Genomic DNA, 18528 nt, shown 5'->3' on the forward strand with positions numbered 1-18528 from the left:
GTTGGTCCTCCTTCAGCGTGCGTGTTCAACGTTCAGAGCGGCCATCCGTGGACTTGATCAGACCTTCCCTTAAGTCGAACGTGACGTCAAAAGAGGTCGCACTCACACTGCAGCGCATGGTTGCTCTCAGCGCGAAGGCCGAAGACGCGCAGGGTCCGATCGGTACCAAGTCCGCGCCAGTTCCGACAACGGACACGTTCGTACTGCCGATTCCAAAGGCTGCCTTATTTGGCAAACAGACCTTCGTGTTGGCCCTGGCGGAGTCTGGACGTGTTTCGACGCTGGGCTATGGCCGGACCACCGGCGTGCCGGGCGCCTTCAACGCCGCAACTGCGGCGGCCACCGCGGAAATCACTGAAGACAATGCGGAAGCCGCGGCGCTCAAGGCAGCCGCGGACCTGATTGCGCAGCAGCAACGCTTCAACACGTGCAAGCTGAAACCGGCAGACTGCAAGTAGGTACGAACACGGGAACGCTGCACTGCCGCCGGCGACGTCAGGGCACTGAGTCGGCACTGCAGAGACAAGCGAGCAAAGTTTTCGAATTGGCCCGCGGCCAATGTGCGAGGCGCTTGCGCACGGACCACCATCGCTTGTCTCACTCGTCTCGGCCGCCTACTCGTCCTCGATATCGGTGATCTCGGGGAGGGCCAAGAGCTCATGTGGCTCCATGGACTTGACCAGCCCCAGCTTTTGGTCTCGCAGGTAGCCTGTGTCATCCCGCATGCGCCCTTAGTCAGGATTGGATAACTCCACGTGCTGTTTCAATGGCGCGCGGTTTCACGTCGATGATCAGGGCAGGATCGAACGCTTTGTTCTCAATCCTGCCGCTCCAGTTCACATAGCCGCGCGGATTGCACACGATTCGGCAAGAGCTGACTCGGTAATCGAACTGCTGATGCGTGTGGCCGTGCACCCAAAGCACGGGTACATCGAAGAAGGTTTCCGGAAGCTCGGTGACGAAGGCGCCGGAGGACCAATCATCGGCGTAGCGCTGCGAAAGCGAGCTGCGGTGAGGCGCATGGTGTGTCACGACCACCGTTGGGCCAGAGAACGGTTCCGATAACTTCGCCAGCAGCCAGGCGCGCTGCACTCGATGGATTCGCAGCGTGTCCGCCGCCTGAAGCTTTCTCCCCTGCTTGTGGCGCCAGGTATCAGGCTCTGCCGACTCGTCGGGTGCCCGAATCAGCGTGTAGTCGTTGAGCAGGTTGGTCGCCATCTTCATGGCGCGCACGGCGTCACTGACCAGTCCTCTGGGCGTCTCGATGGCAAGCTCGAAATCGGTCCACAACGTCGCGCCGAGGAATCGCACACCCTCGATCACGACCTCGTCGCCGTCGAGCAGATGGACATTGGTTCCTTCGGCTTCTCGGCGCGCTTCGGCCAGTGTCGTGTCCAAACGGCCGTCGTAGTACTCATGGTTGCCCAGCAGGTACACCACCGGCTTGCCACGAAAGCGATCCGCAGCCCATTGGACGGCACGCTTGGCCGGTGAATGAATGTCGCCGGCCAGGACGACGACATCGAATTCGAGATCCGGCGCCGGCTCGAACGGCGCGAACTCGAGGTGAAGATCGGAAAGAACCAGCACCTTCATCGGGATGCTCCTTCAAAGCGTGCGCGAAGCTCGGCACAGGCCCCATCGTCGAAGCCGGTGAACGACCCGCACACCACCAGGTGGTCCTTGCAGCGATCGAATTGCCAGTAAGCATCGTCGAGCGCGACCCAGGATTCGTCGGCGGCATCGTGAATCTGGAGCCAGGCGAGGATTTCTCCTTCACGTGGCCTATACGGCGGCGGAAGTCCGCACCCCGGGTACGGGGTCATCCCCAGGATGCGAGCTCGAATGTCACTGGAGAAAGGCTTCATCAATGTCTTGTAGCGAAGATGCGCTCGCCACGATGAACTGATCACGATCTTCACGAACGGGAACTCGCGCAGCAGCGCTTCCAGGCGCGGCAGGAAGCAGAAGTCGACGCCGCCGTTGAGGATGTGGTCTTCCCCTTCGGGATGCAGCACGCCGTCGAAGTCGAGGAACAGGATCACTCAGGACCTCTCGATCCGTTCATTGGTCCTCATACGACACCACCGTATTGGATGGCGATGAGCATGGCTCGCACTTGTTCCGAGCCGCCCTCCGCAGCGAACGCCGCGGGTGTTCGACCGTTGAACAGTCTGTGCGGCTCGTTCAGCCAACCCTGTGCCCCCGAGCCGAACGCCTGGGTGGCGAGATCGAGCAAGTCTTGCGGCTGGATTTCCAATTCGCTTGCCTCCTGCGGATCCTGAGGCCATGCCAGGTGCGAGCCCATATCGACTCCGAAGGCGCGGAACGGTGCCGCGCCGCTCATCAAGCCCTCGGCGACATAGTCGATGTTCTGATGGTGGTGGCCGTGGACCACCAACTGCACGCCGAGCGCCTCGGCCAGCTCGTCGATCGCCTGCCAACCATGCGGATGCGCCGACGGTGCTTCGTGCGCCACCAGGATGTCGGCCGGCCCGCTCCTCAGCAGTTGCCGAAAGTCCTCCGGAAAGATGGAGGATCGGTGTTTGCGGGAAATGCCATCGCGCCACCGCTCCTCGCGTTTCATGGTTCGGCGCATGGCATCGCTCGACGGGAACGCTGCTTCTTCGATCGGCCGTCGCGGATCCCAGATCTTGGTACGGAAGATGCCGCCCAGGCCCGCAACTTTGTACCCGGCGATCTCGACGACGCGCCCGTGGAGATTGCGGTCTGCGAGCTCCGATTCCCACAGGTGGTCGTGGTCCTCGTTCGCGTCGGTGTCATGGTTGCCCGGGATCCAGTAAATCTCGGTGAGATCCAGGATCGGGCCCAACTCGACGTGCAGCGGTTGGCGTGCCTGAATGTCTCCCAGCAGCACGATGGCCTCAGGCTGGGAGAGTTCGACCGAAGCGACCACGAACTCGAGATCGCCGTGGGGATCGCCGAAGAACATGAGCTTGGGCTGCGACCGTTGGTGCTCCGATTGCACTTGGAGATACGATGAGATGAGAGGCTTCATTTCATGTGACGAATGTCGTTCATAGCTCGACCACCAGCCCTGGATTGAACTGCTTGTTTTCGTGGTCTAGGCCATGCCGCACATACCCTCGCGGGTTGCACACCACCTCGCAGTTGCCGGCTTGATAGCGGTGGCTCTCGTGGAGGTGACCGTGAACCCACAACGACGGCACTTCGAAGAAGCAGTCCGGAAGCTCGCTCACGAAGGCCGGGGATAGCCAGTTGGACTGGTAGTGCGGCGCGAGCGAGTTTCGGTGCGGGGCGTGGTGGGTCACGACCACCGTTGGCCCTGCAAAGGGCTCGGCCAGCTTCTGGGCCAGCCACGCACGGTCGCTCAGATGGAGTGCCCGTGTGTCCTCAGGTGCCAGGCGGCGTTTCCTGGGCTTGGCTGCCGCTGGAGCTTCGGACGGTGCCGGCACCTCGGCCCACCGGATGGACGAGTAGTCGTTGAGATGGACTTTGGCCGCCTTCATGGCCCGCTCGGTGTCGACCAGAGGCCCTGCCTTGGTCTGGATTGGCAGTTCGAAGTCGGTCCACAGGGTGCAGCCCAGAAACCGGACGCCAGCGATCACGGCCTCGCCCGGCGCCAGCAGGTGCACGTTGCATGCGGCCGCAGTCAGTGCCATCTCGTGGAGAGACGTCTGCATGACGCCCTGATAGAACTCGTGATTACCGGGCACAAAGACGATGGGAACCGTTTCCCCAAAGTTTCCCGGCCGGCGAGCCCAGCGCATGGCCTTGGAGCCGGGCACGAAGATGTCTCCGGCCAGGATCACGACGTCATAGTCGACCTTCGGGACGTTGAAGATGCCGAACTCAAGGTGCAGGTCCGAAAGGATGAGCAGCTTCACGTCGATAGGTCCATTTCTCAGCAGAGCACTCAGGACATCAGGATCGAGAGCTTGGAGTTCCACGCCTCGCCATAGGGGATGGACGGCACGGCCACGCGAATCGTCGGGCGATCGAAGTCATTGGTCTCGAAGAGGAAGTGAATGTGCTGAAACCGAAACACCGGGTTCCTGGGATATTCGGTCCACAAGAGTTGCCAGGTCCTGAAGTAGTCGAAGTCGACCGTCCGGGCTGTCTTCCCGCGCACGATGCAGGCCTTGCGGGCATCCGGGTCGAACAGGATGCACGTCTCTTCCCAATAGCCGAGCATGCGATGGGGATCGACCGGGAAGAAGATCGCGCCGGATGCCTGCCCTTGTTCCCGCAGCATCTGCTCGCGTCCGGCCTGGATCGAACGAGGCGAAGCAACCCAGGCCCAGTAGAAAAGAACCAGCGCGACTGCGAGTATCGCGAGGAGCGGAAGTGTCATGGTTGGATATTCCTGTTGAGAGAGATCCCCGTCCGTCGCGGTGAGTCTTGCCCCGAGCCGACGCGGAAGCGGTTGCAAAAAATCATATCAAAAAGATACGTATAGTCCGCGAACGTAAAGTCCGCGTACTCATTGACCGTAGTGCTTTAGGCCGCGTACTCCGAACATGCCGGGATGAGTACGAAGACGCGAGCAGTCGCACAGAATCCCCTGGAGGTCTTTGGTGCCGGGGTGCGTGCCGAACGCAAGGCCCGGGGCTATTCGCAGGAAGCCTTCGCCGATCACATCGGCATTGACCGCAGCTACATGGGCGGGGTCGAGCGGGGGGAGCGCAATCTCTCCCTGACGAACATCATGCGGATCGTGACGGGGCTGGAAATGAAGCCATCCGAGTTTTTCAAGCATCTGGACGGACCGGTGCGGACAAAGTAGCGGCCGCGGCGCTGACGTCGCCGACCGCCGCTCTCCAATCCGATTTTGTGAACTTTTGAGCGCCATGTCGTCAGCGGAACCCAAGCGTATTCGGCAACTGCGCCTCGCGATCTGCAAGCAGATCCCAAAGTTTCCAAACAATCGAGAGTCCCTGGCTGCCCTTGAGGCCAAGTCTCTTGGCGCGGTTCTCATTGACTACATCAACTGGGGCAACCGCTTTGTTCCTCCACGTCCGCGTCGAGTCACCATAGAGCCCACGCTGACAGCAGACAGCCGTTGGAAGCGACTATCGGGGGACGTCAAGGCGCTGCTGAAAAAGGCCCGCGACGGCGCGGATCTTGGACCATACCTCTCACTGCGGGTGGCACGGCATGGCTTCACTCTGAAGTCCAGAGAGATATCCCAGTCGGCAGACCGATGGGAGGACAAGGACTTCTTTCTCAATGTGATGGGCTATCACCATTTCCACCTGGGACCCTCCATCGAGGCTGCGGGGCATGCAGCGCGTACAGACGAGGTTCTGTTTGCTCAGGTAACCAGGGATGCATTCACTGCCGTTGGGCTCTTCGACCATTCCGTATTCGAGTCGAAGGAAGCCGCTTCGCAGTCCATGACGGCGGAGCGTGATCGCCTCTGGCGCCTGACAGAGCAAAGAAACAGCTTCGGAAGGGCTCCTGGGATCTATATCGATCACCCCATTACGAATTCTGGTCACTCGCTGCAGCACACGCATTTGGCGGCCCACTTTGCAAGGCAGATCTACTTCGTCGACCCGAAGCTTGATGACTTGGCCTCAAGGGCTGAGCTATTTCCGGACCTGCCACACGCTGTCGTGAAAGCAATGAAACTGACGTGGAACTTCCATTATCTGGACCTCGGCCTCTGCGATAGGACGAGCGGGACTTTTTTCGTGCTCCAGAAAGGCCCAATGTAGCTTTGCCCCGCCGCAGCGTTGCAACCGGGCATCAATCTGGTGTGACGCTCACCTCATGAACCTCACCGGTCGTCGCAAAGACGATCAGTCCCCGAGGCGTGCCCGTTATCTCGAGGTACGCGCGCACCTGTCGCTGGTAATGCGCGACAGCCTCGGGCATCGGATCGACATCGCTCTTCCAATCGACAACGATCGACGCGCCGCCGTCTGCATTGAACGAAATGGCGTCCACGATGCCGGTGCTTACCCGCTCCATGCCTTCATCCATTCGTGATTCATAGACATTGAATTCGGGAACCAGCGTTGACCGGATGGCTGCGATGGCATCGACGGACAACGCCCGTTGGACGGCGGCTGCGACTTCATCGGGCGACAGGCCCTGGGCTGCATCTTCCGATACGGCAATGCCAATCATCCGAGCCAGCTCGGCCGCGCGGGCCGCCAGTGTTTCAGCCTTATCCGAGAGCTCTCCGGTGAGGACCTCCTCCAGCAGCTTGTGCAAGATCAATCCCCGCTCACGACCACCCTGGATGTTCAGGCTCGGCAGCCCTGTGTCATGGGTATCGCCCGCAACGGACGTCACAAAGAAGGCGGGGGCTTCCTCTTGTGACAGCGGCTGTGCAAGGTCTTCGTCCCGGCTAGGTGCAAGCCAGACGATGGCTCGTTTTTCGGCAGCCACGGCCGCGGCTTCACCCTGAAACACCTCGGCGGATTGCTGGTTCACGGCCTCTGGCTCGGCTGCGACGACAGCGGCGACGTCTTCTGGCAACGGATAGGCGGGCAATGCAGCGACACCCAGATCGACAAGCGCATTCCAGGACATACTGGGAGGGGGGACGTCCAGACGAGGAACAATCATCATCTCTCTCGCTCTGGTTGCAGCCACGTACCAAAGACGCACGCGCTCCCGTTCGAGTTCCTCCTTTTCTTGAGCGACAGCTGCCTCGTGCCCGATGGGCGATACACCGAACACGGGGCAATACAACGTGTTTGTCGCGCGCGCAACGACGTCCTTGTCGGCAGTCTTGGTGAGTGTCATGCCGTTGATGGGGATGACCACCGGCCATTCCAGGCCCTTGGCCGCGTGCATGGAGTACAGCGTCACAGCCTCCTCCTGTGCATCGGGGCGTCCTTCGGCGGCACGAGACTCATCGTGCCACGCAGCAGTCATAGCCTCCGAGAAGGCTTCCAAGCCCCGAACCTCATAGGTGCGGCTGAAATTCAGGTACAGATCTACGTTGGCCAGAGCGCGCTCCGCCTGGCGGTCGTGCCTTTGCATAAGAAGAGGGCGGATGCGCAGTTCGTCGACCGCTTGAGACAAGAGGTTGTGGGGTGTCGTGCCCCTCGCGCTACGACGTAGTGACTGGAGTTTCAGCAGGAGCGCCTTGGCAAGGGGATGTTGAACACGCTCCATGTCCAGGCGCAAACTCAGCGTTGCAAGCTCAGACGTTGAGTCATCCCGCAGCGACCACACGATGTCCAGCAACTCCTCCTCGGACAAGCCCACGACCGGCCCTCTGAGCAGCGCGCCCAGAGCCAAGGTGTCGCGGCTGTTGGCGAGCACCCGCGTGATGGCGATGAGATCCTGGATCTCCTGCCGGCGAAAGAAGCCCTTGCCGGCCTGCGTGGCGACCGCAATGCCTCTTTCCTCAAGGGCTTGCTCGTAGCGCCAGAGATCTGCCCCGGTCGGCGCAAGCAACGCGATGTCTCCCGCCCGGCAAGGGCGTCGCTCGCGCGTGCTCGGATCGACGATCAGCTCGTTTCCGATGAGATGGGCGCAAAGCTTTGCCACCGCCTCGGCCTCCGCATCCCGCATGGCGGTGGAACTGGCTCTGCCCTCATCGTCGGCGACGGCGACCTCCAACTGGGTGACGCACGGGCCACCCTCGCGAGGCCCATGGAACGCCGCCAAGGCTGTGAAACCCGGTTGGCCGGCCTGCCCGAGTGGCAACGAAAACCGCTCGTTCACATAGTCCAGGATGGGACCGCACGAGCGGAAGTTGACCACGATGGAAATCACACTGTCGGGATCCTGCAACTGGAAGGCGTTGCGGGCCCAGACATAGGCGTTGACATCCGCTCCTCTGAATCGGTATATGGCCTGTTTGGGATCTCCAACAAGGAAAAGCGCACCTGGACGGATGCGGTGTTGCCGCCAGTCCGCATCGGCGGCTCCGGCGGGAGGATCGCCACAGAGACGCCAGAAGATCTCGGTCTGCACCGGGTCCGTGTCCTGGAATTCGTCGACGAGCACGTGACGGTACCGCCCAGCCAACGCCGCTCGCACCGGCGGATGACCCCGCAGCAGATTACGAGCCGCCCTCAACAGGTCGTTGAAATCCAGGAGTGCCGATGCGCGCTTGTAGTCCTGCATGCGCTGGATCGCGGGCTTAAGCATCGGCATGAGATCGTGCAGCAACTGCGCCGCGGCTCCTTGCTGCAGCTCCTTCCAAGTGCTCGCGCACGCCTCGTGCAGCTCTTGTGCTTGCGCGTTCAGGGCCGTTCCCTCGGCCGTTGAACGTCCGATCTGCTTCGCGGCCTTTTCCCATTTCTGCTTTTTTTGGTATGCCCTGAAGTTGCCGTTTTTTGTACACAGGCTCGGGGTCGCCTGGGCTTGAACCAGACCGACCATACCCGTGGACGTATTGATATCGAACGCGGTAACGACCTCAGCCATTGCGATGAAGGCAGTGACGCAGTCGAGCGTTTCGGACTCCTTCACGTCAACCGTGTTCACGAAGTTGGCATAGGCGGCCGTACTCTCGCGGAATGCCGCGAGCAACCGAGGCAGCTCTGGTGCCGGTGGTGGCTGCAGCTCTTCGTTTTCCTTTTGATGCCGCAGGATCACATCCACGAGAGCCAATGCCCGCGATGGATCTGCCAGCATGAGTTCTGCGAGCAACCCGTTTGCTTCGCCGTCGAACTGTTCCCGAAGCCATTCCTGCACGATGTCCATGAACACCAGCTTTTCCTGGTCGGGATCCATGATGGAGGCGCCAGGGTCTATGTTTGCCTCGACCGGATAGGGTCTGATCAATTGCTGGCAGAAACCATGAATGGTTGAGCATGTGATGTCGTCGATGGCGGCTTCGGCTGCCTGTAGCGACGCTTTCTGGGGATCGCTGAGACCGTCTGGAAGGACCAGCTTCAGTTCAGCCGGGATGTCACCGCCCAGCATGCGGGAGGCAAACTCGCGGACCCGAAAGAGCAGCTCGCTGGCAGCCAGCTCGGTGAACGTCACCGCAGCAATGGCCTTGGGCTCGATGCCCTGCATGAGCAGCATTGCGATGCGCCCGGCCAGCACGGCCGTCTTGCCCGATCCCGCGCCCGCCTCGACGAGCAGGGTTCGCTCGTGTGCGGTGAGCGCTGTTTGACGCGCTTGAGCGTCCACCAGTACAGATGCGGCCATGGTCACTGTGCCTCCCAAACGAGAGCGGCGTCACCCATCGCCGCGATCACCGCAGGCCTCTTTCGCGCGCAATAGCCCGCAGCCGCATTGGCTGGCAGCGCAAAGGCCAGGTCATCGTAGTCATCCCCTGCGGCGACTCCCGGTATCGCACGACCCGCCGCCAGATTGATGCGCGCGAAGCCGAGGTAGCGCTGTAGATCCGCGAGGGCGGCCGCACTGTCCTCCAGCGGCAACTCCTGCTCATCACGCAGATAGAGCAGCGCGGCGGAGATGCCGATCTGGGCACCGAGGAGTTCCCGCACGGCAAAGGCATAGAGACAGCGCTGGAGTTCTTTCCCGCCATTCAATACACCGGGATTCTTCAATTTCCCCGTCTTGTAGTCGACCACCGCTGCGCTGACGTCCCCGTTCGCCAAATCGAGCCGGTCGATGTAGCCGCTGATTCGAAACCCCGTCTCGGGAATCACCACTGGCTGCGCCGGATCCCAGGGTGGGGCCACATCTGCCTTCGATGCAGCGCCTCCAAATGGCACCTCCGAGAACGAACGCGAGCCGGGGGCTGCTTGTTTGGCAGTCAGGGCAAACAAGGACAACTGCTCGACGTCTCCCAAGGTCCGTTGCCAGAGCATTTGCGGCGGGATGGCTTGTAGCGCCTCCCAAGAAGCGGCTACGTCGCGGACTGCTTGCGCGACCGCGACAGGAATATTCTCAGCTTGGCCAGTGCCACGTTGACTCACCGTGATTTGAAGTGCTGCATCTAGTACGGCGTGGACCAGATTCCCAAAGGCCAATGGTTCCAGTACGAGCGATTCCGAGGAGAGTTCGGGCTCGCGCAGACCCAGCCCGTACTTCCAGACGAAGCCCAGCGGGTTGCGCAACAGCAAGGCCAGGGAACTGGCGGACTGGAGTCTGTCCAGGGACGACAGGATTAAGGGATGGTCGGCGCGAACCAAGCCGTCGTTGCGCGTCAGCACCGGGAGGCTCCAGTTGCGCCAGCAATGGATGGCGCTGACGGCTTGAGCCTGGTTGCGGAACTCCGTGGGGCGTGCGACCAGCCGGTCTGTCTCGCTGAACGCGTGCTCCGCTTCACGATGGCGACGCAGGTAAACGGCGCCGGGCATTCCTTGCAGCAGGCCACTACGTCCCAGCAGCCGGCCACCGCTGTCGCGACGGGAATGGGAGAGGACCACTTGTCTGTCTGTGGTGCGCAGAATCGTCTCGAAGTCCCGACGATCCGCCTCTGCAACTGGCAGCGGGTCCAGTTGGGTCCTGGCAATGATGTGATCCGACAGGAGGCGGTCTTCGGCAATGCGCCTTGGCCAACGGGACGAATTCAGACCCAGCAGGCGTACATGCGGTCGAGGCGATGCCGCAAGGTCCTTCGCGGGCATCCACACGATGCTTTCACATGCTTCCAGTCCATCATCTTCGCGCATCGACTGCAGGGTAAGGTCCAGGGACGCTGCCGGTCCGGCAGCGAGCGCCTGGCGCCAGATGCCCAATGCCCGGCCACGAAGCATTGCTTCGCCCGCAGCAACGGCGCCTTCATGCCCTTGCTGGAGGAGCTCCACGATGGAACGCAACTCGCCTGTGTGGTCGTTGCCGTCGGTCCAATGGGAGGCATTCAGGCTGTTGATGAGCTTGCTCCAGGATTGCGCGGAGGACAGTGGTGCATTTGCCGGAAGGACTTTTTGCCAGCCCTGCGGCAACTGCGAGAAAGCGCCGCCTGCTGCGGTTGCGAGCGCGGCCAGGCGCCGAAAGCGCTGCTGGGTAATCCCTCGCAGGAGAATGTCCGCCAACGCCGCAGCTGCCTGGCCATCCCTGCTCGCCGTCACCTTGGTTCCGTGGACGAAGTGCAAGTCGAGGTTGGCATCGCTGCGCAGTGCCAGGAAATGGTCATCAAACTCTGCCGGGGAAACGCAAGCGATCGCAATCTCGCCAGGTTTGGCCATGCCGCTGGCGACCAGTTGCCTGGCCCATCGAAGCGCTTCAATCGCCTCGTGCAATGAATTCGAGCAACTGAAGTGCGCCATTGCGGGGGCCTTGGCTTCGCTCGTGATCACCTCGATGCTGGAGCCCTGGATCCACTGGGGAACGCGCCGGGGGCCGGCCAGCCAGCGTACGGTCGTCACCGATGCGAGTTCCTTCAGCAGCAGACGCCAGCAGGGTTCGAGCTCGGTCATGCCGTGCACCTCGATCGAGCCGAGCACGTTCGGTGCGTGATGAATGTGCGCAAGGGCTGTTTCGACAAGCTCGGTGGGCCGGATCATGCCCGGGCGCAGTCTTTCGCGTACCGCGGTCTCGAGCGCTGCAAGCGCAGCCAGGCGGGGGTGATCTCCGACTTGCGTCAGGTCAGTCATGGAGGTCCAGACCTTGCGCAGGGTGTCGACGCAGACGTCTACCATTCCTGGAAGCATCTTGATGGCGTCGAGCTCATCCAGCGCGGTTTCCGGGATCGCGTCCTGGAGCATGCGGCGCAATGCTTCGTCTTCGATGGGGCGACGGAAACCGCCAGCAAGACGGCAAGCCAGTTGCTCCATTGTCATCACCTGCAAGCCCGCCCGGCGGGCCCGGGCAGCCTGAAGCCGCAGCCCTCGTGCTTGAAAACGTCCTATGACGACCGCTGTATGACGCAATGGACCACTCATCGACGCTCCTTCCAAAGGGCCTTGCACACAAGGCCCTCGCGTTGGGTGATGACTTGATACGGGCTCCCGGGATATCCAGGCGCGAACCAAGCTCAGTTGGATATCCGATTTCCTCGTCCCTCGTCAGAAATTTTGGCGCAGCTTCTCTGTTCTGCTCGGCCGGCGGCGACTCGTACGCCATGAGTTGACCGCGCGACGCTGAGAAGACGATTCTGTGAGGTTCACAGAACTGTCTCCTAGAGGAATGCCGCATGCCTCTGAAACCTCAATGTGCAGAGACCGATTTGAATTTGCATCCCACAAACGGGGTAGGCATCTTTCGGGAATCCGGCTGCATCGCACAATCTGATGTCAAGCATGCCGAAGTCGGGCATCCAAGGCACGTGTCTTCGTCAGGCGAAGGCCAAGATTCACGCTTGTGCCGCCAGTGACAGACTTCAATAAGGGGGCGCGAATCGGCCCTTGTCGCTAGGCCTTTGAGTTCGTTCCGCGTTGCGTCATGCGAGAGAGATCGAAGTTCCCGGCCGCGATCGGGCTTTCTTTTGCAGGGAGCATCGGCATCAGCGAGTGGCCATCGTCCACCCATACTCGCAGGCTGTCCGGGAGCTTTCCATTCCCAATGATCGCAAACACAAGGCCGTCCAGATACTTCTTGGCAGCAACCGCGTGCTCTCTTGCGAGGTCTCGGTCTTCCGAAGAAGGCGAGGGCAGGGGTTCAGGATGGGTGTGCCAGAGTCCGACGCAGTGCCACCCCTGTATGAAGAGCCTCTCGCGCTCGCTCATTGCCTCGGCGACATCAAACCGTACGCGTGACCAAGCCGACCACACAGGCATGATCAGCGTCGCTAACTCCACCACCACGCAGTTCGATGTGAGATCCTTCGAAAAGAGTTGGCCCACGGATTCACGGCTGAGCCGCGTACGCTGAACGTGTTTGCGCAGTTCGGCGACCACATTGGACGAGAGTTCCAGTTGCCAGCTGGCCTCTGGCAGGCTGAAAAGTAGTGCCTTGGTCACTGCAGTCCCAGCACTTGTGCGAGGGGGCGTGTCACAGTTCCAGTGTCCATCACACCTCCTATCGTCGGCACGATGGATCGGGTCTTTACGTTTATTTCGAGACTGTCGAAGAATGCCTGCGAACGAACCCATGACCAAACTGTCGAGGCTGTTTCGGGAGCAGCGAGCACAGCCAGGATTCGCTCGACAGAGAACGCCGCGACCTGCGTGACATCGGCCATGCCATACGGATGAAAACCTGCCGAGCAAGCGGGGACGGTCACTCTGGTGTCCTCTGCGGAGATGTCGCTGGCATGAACCAGCGCATCGGCAGGGTCTTCAAGTGGCCAGGGAACTTCGGCTTGGGTCAGCACGACGTGACCAGCGCTGCACAAAGGCTCGAGCCATGCGTGTAGGACTGGCGTTGCCCCCAAAAGGGTTGCACGCGTCATCGTGATGAACGTTCGCACAGAACTCTCGGCCGTGCAGTCGATGACCAGATCGAATGTGCTGGGTCTCGCATTTTTTATCAGCCACGAGCAAGCCTCCGATTGAAAGCCCTTGACCTCGAGGCCCGGGACGAGCCTGCTGAGTTCTTGGGCGATCTGGGGGGCCTTTGCCGCATCGATGTGAGGTAAACCCAGCATATGCCGGGATGTGTTTTCTGGCTCCATCAGCTCCGAGTCAACGATCGTCAGGGAGCCAAGGCCCGCACGGGCAAGCAGGTGAGCAATGGGGCTGCCCAACGAGCCCGTTCCCAGAAGCAGAACCCGCATGGCCCGCCGCTGATGAAGTTGAGGAAGGGCGCTGTCTCGTGCCAAGGACCAATCCGCGTCAATACGGCTGACCTGGAAGGGCTCTATGGCGAGATTGCGGATGCTCAGTCCGAACGTGGGGCGGATCTGGTACCCGAACACAGCACCGTCTTGAACGAAAAGGACGAACAGTTGGGGCTGTGCATGTGGTTTTGGCGACTGCCGGCCGCGGTGATCAGTGTGCGATGTGGCTGACCTTGCGTCCTTCTGAAAGCTGAGACGTGCAGCAGCCAGAAGATGCTCCAGCGACCTCTCTCCATTGGTGGTGAGTCGAATCATCTCGTCCAAGGCCTGGCTCGTTCTCGGCCAAGTGGATGGTGTCCAATGCAGCGAAGTCGGCAGACGCACGACTAGCGCGTTCCCTTTCACGACCGTACCCCCTGCCCATTCATGCCGACGAGCCACGCCCATGGGGTCAGAGCCGTTGCAGGTCACCACCTGGCGCAGGAAACGGCCATGTTTAGTGCCTGGCCGCAGGTACCCCGCGACCAGGCCATCGGCCCAGCCCGTCAGGCCGCTGGCATCCAGATAGACAAGCCCTACGTGACGCTCGACTCTCGTTGCACGTCGCGGGTCACTGCAATGCAGGCCCCAGTAGGTCAATCGTTCATGGTGGAACTCGGCTTCACTCCAGACCGAATCAATCAGTCGAAACAGGAACTCTTTTCGCAGCAACTCAATAGCGCGCATCACCGCGCCTATCGGGTCATCGTAGTCAACCTGGGACGGCTGCACCCGGAGGCAAAGTCTTCCGCCACGCTCAACGTGTGGCAACTTCAGGTCGAGCGAGGGATCGACTTCAAACCAGCAAGCTTGCGCCGGGAACGTCGCAGGCAACACAAGCCGGACGGCGGGAACACCGGGGAAGTCGCCCCGCAAGTCAATGTCCCAGGCAACAGCACCGTCATCACGCCGATTGGGCGCGCGTTTGATGTTTTGCCGGTTGGCATCGCTTTCGAGCCATGCGCAGACCGCAGTGACCGCGGTCTCGAAGTGCTGCCGGTTCGCCAAGCTTCAGCCCAATGTGTTTTTCGAGCCTACCGGCACGGGGCCACTGGGGTTGCTCTTTGCCAAAGATGCACCTGTGGCCAAGAGACCGTCGAGAACGTTCTCCTTCGGGTGGCTCTCTTTCCAGGCTTCCAGGCCCGCTGAACCGAAGACCGCGCGGATCCGCTCTTCGGCGGGCGCTCGGGCCCCCTGATGCAACAGGGCCTCCAGATCAGTCTCCAGCTTGGCGTGCCAAAGGAAAAATTCCCGGGCACGAGCGCCTTCATCCTTGTTCCAGCGATCGGCGAAGTTTTCTGATTTGAGCGCGGGGTTATCCACGCGCCAGGCTGGAGCCTTGCTATCGAAGTGATTGGCCATTTCCTCGACGATCGCAAGTGCTACCTCGATCGGCGAATTGAAATCGTTCGGGCGGGTCGACAACAAGTGCGCATAGGCCTTGGTGGCGAGGGTCACGATGATGACGGAGATGGGCTGGAATTCCTGCTTCTTTTCCGAGGCGCCCCAGTACATGGTGTCGCGATGCAGTTTCATCAGCTGCACAACGCGCCGCAGGATGTCGTCAAGCGCGATTTCCTCGTCGGGGATCTCCTCGACATTTGCCTTCGCCTCTGCAAAGCTGAAGCTTCGGCGCTCGAGGAACGGGAACTTCTTGGATGCCCAGGCACAGAACCAGTCCGCGAACTCGATGGGGTTGGAGGGGGACCAACCTGTGTCCGGATCGCGCACGGAAAGTGCGGAGCCTTCCTTGCCGGTCTGATCGCGAACCGCCGGCGTGACGTCGAAGTAATAGCGCTTGTTGGGATAGCTCAAGCGCCAGCAGCGGCGCTTTGGATCCGGTGTGCCGGTGACCTGCTCGTCACCTTCGAGCGCTTTGCCGAAGGCCGCAAACATGATCTCGGGATTCGGTGAATCGTAGAGCGGGCCGGACAGGTGGGCAACGGTGTCCAGATCGAACTTGAGCGGATAGCGCTGGCTGATCGTCGTCTGCGTGCGCATCGAGCCTTGAGGAAATATGTTCACGTCGTGTCGCGGGATCTGAAGCTTGGCCGCGATGCGATCCGCAAGCCTGGCGTACTCTCGTTTTGCGTCTGCAAGATCCTGCTCGTCGATTTCCAGGCGCTTGAGCAGTCGGGCAATCAGCACCTCCCACTGTTGGGACTCCCGACGGGCAATGAGCTGCTCGAGCACTCGTTTGGAAAGCTTCGGTTGTTCAGACATTTTTCTTCCTCAAAGTTGAAGCGGTGCACTCGCACCAATCCCGGACACAAGTTCCCGCACACTGTCGGAGCCAATTTCGATGGTCGCCTTGTAGGGCGAGCCAGCGCCCCCGACGGCTTCGTAGCAGACGTAGTTCGCGTGATGTCGCGCTTGCATCTTCTGGCCGAGCGTGACGCTGGCTGAAGTCGGCGCGCAAACGATGAGGTGGATGCACTTGATTTGCCATCCGTCCTGCATCTGGCGGATGGCTTGGTCGAGAGCGATGCCCAGTCTCTTCAGGTCCTCGGGGCGCTTAATGCAATCGGGGTTGGGCGTGCTTATGCCGACGCGGATCGTCGGGAGCTTCCAGCCGTCAGCGTCTGCAATGGGCTCAGGCAACCGAGTCACCGCAATATCGGCGGTCAGATAGAGCAAGAGCGTGGCCTCGTTTGATTCGGACTCGCGCTCCTTCAACACGTCCATCGTGAATTCGAGTGGCGGCGTGACCAACTCTTGGGAGACCGGCCACAGCCAACGTGTCGAACCGGTCACGTTGTCACGGCGCGGCTGAAATACGTGCGTGGCATCGTTGTCGCCCAATAGCCGCCCCGTCAGCAGAAGCACCGAGGTGGCATGCAGGGGAAAGATCGCGAGGCGGGGGCGGATTCCGCCTCCGACCGAGGTGCCGTTCAGAATGCCTTGCAGCCGTGAGATTTCCTGGCGCATGCCCAAGAACAGAGAGGACCAGTAACCGGCCTCGTGAATAGCATGCAGATTGCCTCCGAGCCTGAAAAAGTGCTCGATGTTTCCCGCCGATGCGCGCAAGCGGGCTGCCCACATCGCGGCCATCGCGTCCTCATGACGAAGTTGTCCCTGTTGCCCGGTAATGTTGCCGAGGATGGCAATAGGCAGCGCTTCGGGGTACTTCAGCGTGTCGAGCAACGAGCGTACTGCCGCAATGCTTTCAGCACGCATCTTGTTCAGCTTTTCGGCCGTATAGAAGTCAGGATCCCGCTTGTCGATGAGGCGATGGCATGCATCGCACAGCAGCAGAAAATTCTCCGGATCCGATGCCAGCTTCGGCGACAGCTCTTCGTCTCCACGCGGTCCGTCTTTCGAGGCTGCCACGATGTGAGCGAAATAGGAGAAGCGGCCGCGGCGGCCAGTGGCCGGGTGGTGCCTCAGGTCCACACCACAGCCGGCAAACTGGCATCGCCAGCCTGCCAGGTAAGTCAGTTCATCCTTGATCGCCTGAGTGACCTCGCCTTCACGATGGGTGACCTTGTCTGCGATACCCAGCCATTTCTGCATCACGCCCTTCTTCGCGCGCTCTGGCTGTTTGAGCGACTGGTTGAAATCCCAGGGGCTGCCGTCAGATTCCAGCCACCAGGTAGCAGTTCGGTGGTCAATCGCGCACTGAAGCCCCTCCTCACCAAATTCGCCCCGGCATACAGCGATCCAGGGTGTGATCGCGTCGGGGCGGCAGTACAGGCAGGCAGTAAAGCGGTTCACAACGACCAAGGCCTGCTTGCCGTGAGCGTACAAGTCGCGCATACGCGCAGCAAAGGATATGTCGTCGTCGGCGGGCAGTGAGTTTGTGTGCTCAGCGACCGAGTTGTCGGATGGAGGCATCAGCAATCAACCTTTCCAAGTGTCCTAGGAATCTTCGTGGCGAGTAGAAGATAGTTTGCATTAGATCACTCAATATCATCATATTGATGACGTAAAGATGTAATAATTGGTATGCTGCCTACGCAGGCCGGGTATCATGGAATTCATGGACGAACAACAGCGACTCACAGCGCGCCAGTTGGTTGAGCGGCTGCCCAGAGCCCAGCAGGAACGGCTCTCTCACATCGACTTCAAGCTCTTCTTCTTAGGCGAACTGCGTAGGGCTGATGTCACCGACCGCTTTGGTACTGCTCCTGCTGGAGCGACTCGCGACATTGCTCAGTACAAGGAACTTGCCCCTGCCAATCTGTTTCTGGAGGGAGCAACCAAGATCTACAGGCCAACACCGGCGTTCGAGCCGCTCTTTGAGCACCAGCCTCAGCGTGTGCTGACTGCTCTCTCTCAGGGATTTGGTGAAGGTGTGGGGGTGAACCCGCAGCCGATGGTTAGGTGTGAGTTGCCGATGCCTTTGAGCATTCCAAAGCTCTCAGTGCTCGCTCCCATCACTCGTGCACTGAACAGAAAGAAGGCTGCTCGCATTAGCTATGTCTCTGTGAGCAGCGGCTCTTCGGAGCGGGAGATCGTGCCACTGGCTCTCGTCTACAACTCCGTCCGGTGGCACGTCCGTGCCTTTGACCGGAAGAATCGTGACTTTCGTGACTTCGTGCTGACTCGGATCTCCAAAGCGATCGACTTGGAGGACAGTGTCATCTCCCGAGAGGAAACTGCCGAAGCGGACACCCAGTGGAGTCGCGTCATCGAACTCGAACTTGTGCCACATCCTGCACACCCCCGAGCTGAGGTCGTCTGCATGGACTACGACATGTCAGATGGTGTCCTGCGCATCAAGGTCCGCGCTGTTCACGCCGGATATCTGATGCGGCTATGGTCTGTGGATTGCTCACCCGATCACAGCCAGATCGGGCGTGAGTTCGCGTTGTGGCTCAAGGACCCACTGGCGCTCTACGGTGCGAGCAACGCGCACTTGGCCCCTGGCTATGTGGACCCGAGGGCAGCTAGCGGGGGATAGCTGCATCGAGGTGCTCACCCTTTTCTCCGAGGGGTAGGTCGCGGGTTCTTGA

At 60.7% G+C, this 18528-nt stretch carries 15 protein-coding genes; 4 read left to right on the forward strand and 11 right to left on the reverse strand.

What is annotated here, in order from left to right:
* The first annotated feature begins 47 nt into the window (after positions 1–47).
* On the forward strand, positions 48–458 hold the full coding sequence (locus tag ABL840_RS01705; RefSeq protein WP_093429366.1) for a hypothetical protein: 411 nt from the start codon (positions 48–50) through the stop codon (positions 456–458).
* 277 nt (positions 459–735) lie between these two features.
* Here ABL840_RS01705 and ABL840_RS01710 read toward each other — a convergent pair whose 3' ends face one another.
* The 5 genes from ABL840_RS01710 to ABL840_RS01730 are packed head-to-tail and all read right to left on the reverse strand — an operon-like array spanning position 736 to position 4336.
* Positions 736–1596, reverse strand: a complete 861-nt coding sequence (locus ABL840_RS01710) for a metallophosphoesterase (RefSeq protein WP_093301226.1) — start codon at positions 1594–1596, stop codon at positions 736–738.
* Positions 1593–2045 carry an HAD domain-containing protein gene (locus ABL840_RS01715; RefSeq protein WP_093301227.1) on the reverse strand — a complete coding sequence of 151 codons (453 nt, stop codon included), beginning with the start codon at positions 2043–2045 and terminating at the stop codon, positions 1593–1595. The genes ABL840_RS01710 and ABL840_RS01715 overlap by 4 nt, the downstream gene beginning before the upstream one ends.
* 29 nt (positions 2046–2074) lie before the next feature.
* On the reverse strand, positions 2075–3019 hold the full coding sequence (locus ABL840_RS01720) for a metallophosphoesterase (RefSeq protein WP_093301229.1): 945 nt from the start codon (positions 3017–3019) through the stop codon (positions 2075–2077).
* A gap of 19 nt (positions 3020–3038) precedes the next feature.
* The gene (locus ABL840_RS01725; protein ID WP_093301230.1) at positions 3039–3869 is read right to left on the reverse strand and encodes a metallophosphoesterase; all 831 of its coding nucleotides are present in this window, start codon (positions 3867–3869) and stop codon (positions 3039–3041) included.
* 29 nt (positions 3870–3898) lie between these two features.
* Entirely contained in the window at positions 3899–4336 is a 438-nt protein-coding gene (locus ABL840_RS01730; RefSeq protein ID WP_093301232.1) for a hypothetical protein, read from the reverse strand.
* 174 nt (positions 4337–4510) lie between these two features.
* On the opposite strand from ABL840_RS01730, the gene ABL840_RS01735 reads away from it, so the two are divergent.
* The gene (locus ABL840_RS01735) at positions 4511–4768 is read left to right on the forward strand and encodes a helix-turn-helix domain-containing protein (RefSeq protein WP_093301234.1); all 258 of its coding nucleotides are present in this window, start codon (positions 4511–4513) and stop codon (positions 4766–4768) included.
* Positions 4769–4832: 64 nt separating this feature from the next.
* Complete coding sequence (locus ABL840_RS01740) at positions 4833–5702, forward strand: hypothetical protein (RefSeq protein WP_093429367.1); 870 nt, start codon at positions 4833–4835, stop codon at positions 5700–5702.
* Positions 5703–5733: 31 nt separating this feature from the next.
* On the opposite strand, the gene ABL840_RS01745 is transcribed toward ABL840_RS01740, so the two are convergent.
* The 6 genes from ABL840_RS01745 to ABL840_RS01770 all read right to left on the reverse strand — a co-directional run bounded on the left by ABL840_RS01745 (position 5734) and on the right by ABL840_RS01770 (position 17407).
* Entirely contained in the window at positions 5734–9111 is a 3378-nt protein-coding gene (locus ABL840_RS01745; protein ID WP_093301237.1) for a UvrD-helicase domain-containing protein, read from the reverse strand.
* Positions 9112–9113: 2 nt separating this feature from the next.
* Entirely contained in the window at positions 9114–11651 is a 2538-nt protein-coding gene (locus ABL840_RS01750; RefSeq protein ID WP_418116172.1) for a PD-(D/E)XK nuclease family protein, read from the reverse strand.
* Positions 11652–12227: 576 nt separating this feature from the next.
* The gene (locus ABL840_RS01755; RefSeq protein WP_418116173.1) at positions 12228–12776 is read right to left on the reverse strand and encodes a Mov34/MPN/PAD-1 family protein; all 549 of its coding nucleotides are present in this window, start codon (positions 12774–12776) and stop codon (positions 12228–12230) included.
* Positions 12773–14581, reverse strand: coding sequence for a ThiF family adenylyltransferase (locus ABL840_RS01760; protein ID WP_093301242.1), 1809 nt, complete (start codon positions 14579–14581; stop codon positions 12773–12775). Before ABL840_RS01760 ends, ABL840_RS01755 begins: the two co-directional genes overlap by 4 nt.
* A gap of 3 nt (positions 14582–14584) precedes the next feature.
* Positions 14585–15796 carry a nucleotidyltransferase gene (locus tag ABL840_RS01765; RefSeq protein ID WP_093301243.1) on the reverse strand — a complete coding sequence of 404 codons (1212 nt, stop codon included), beginning with the start codon at positions 15794–15796 and terminating at the stop codon, positions 14585–14587.
* A gap of 9 nt (positions 15797–15805) precedes the next feature.
* Positions 15806–17407, reverse strand: coding sequence for an SAVED domain-containing protein (locus ABL840_RS01770; protein ID WP_093301245.1), 1602 nt, complete (start codon positions 17405–17407; stop codon positions 15806–15808).
* A gap of 136 nt (positions 17408–17543) precedes the next feature.
* On the opposite strand from ABL840_RS01770, the gene ABL840_RS01775 reads away from it, so the two are divergent.
* On the forward strand, positions 17544–18476 hold the full coding sequence (locus ABL840_RS01775; protein WP_093301247.1) for a WYL domain-containing protein: 933 nt from the start codon (positions 17544–17546) through the stop codon (positions 18474–18476).
* Positions 18477–18528: the final 52 nt, after the last annotated feature.

It is taken from the genome of Variovorax sp. NFACC27 (assembly GCF_048301545.1).
Classification (GTDB): Bacteria; Pseudomonadota; Gammaproteobacteria; order Burkholderiales; family Burkholderiaceae_C; genus Variovorax; species Variovorax gossypii.

What these genes read in the sequence shown, in the direction of transcription:
- ABL840_RS01710 (WP_093301226.1), bottom strand. Translation starts at nt 1,596, where the DNA reads ATGAAGGTGCTGGTTCTTTCCGATCTTCACCTCGAGTTCGCGCCGTTC.
- ABL840_RS01720 (WP_093301229.1), bottom strand. Translation starts at nt 3,019, where the DNA reads ATGAAGCCTCTCATCTCATCGTATCTCCAAGTGCAATCGGAGCACCAA.
- ABL840_RS01730 (WP_093301232.1), bottom strand. Translation starts at nt 4,336, where the DNA reads ATGACACTTCCGCTCCTCGCGATACTCGCAGTCGCGCTGGTTCTTTTC.
- ABL840_RS01735 (WP_093301234.1), top strand. Translation starts at nt 4,511, where the DNA reads ATGAGTACGAAGACGCGAGCAGTCGCACAGAATCCCCTGGAGGTCTTT.
- ABL840_RS01740 (WP_093429367.1), top strand. Translation starts at nt 4,833, where the DNA reads ATGTCGTCAGCGGAACCCAAGCGTATTCGGCAACTGCGCCTCGCGATC.
- ABL840_RS01745 (WP_093301237.1), bottom strand. Translation starts at nt 9,111, where the DNA reads ATGGCCGCATCTGTACTGGTGGACGCTCAAGCGCGTCAAACAGCGCTC.
- ABL840_RS01750 (WP_418116172.1), bottom strand. Translation starts at nt 11,651, where the DNA reads ATGGAGCAACTGGCTTGCCGTCTTGCTGGCGGTTTCCGTCGCCCCATC.
- ABL840_RS01765 (WP_093301243.1), bottom strand. Translation starts at nt 15,796, where the DNA reads ATGTCTGAACAACCGAAGCTTTCCAAACGAGTGCTCGAGCAGCTCATT.
- ABL840_RS01770 (WP_093301245.1), bottom strand. Translation starts at nt 17,407, where the DNA reads ATGCCTCCATCCGACAACTCGGTCGCTGAGCACACAAACTCACTGCCC.
- ABL840_RS01775 (WP_093301247.1), top strand. Translation starts at nt 17,544, where the DNA reads ATGGAATTCATGGACGAACAACAGCGACTCACAGCGCGCCAGTTGGTT.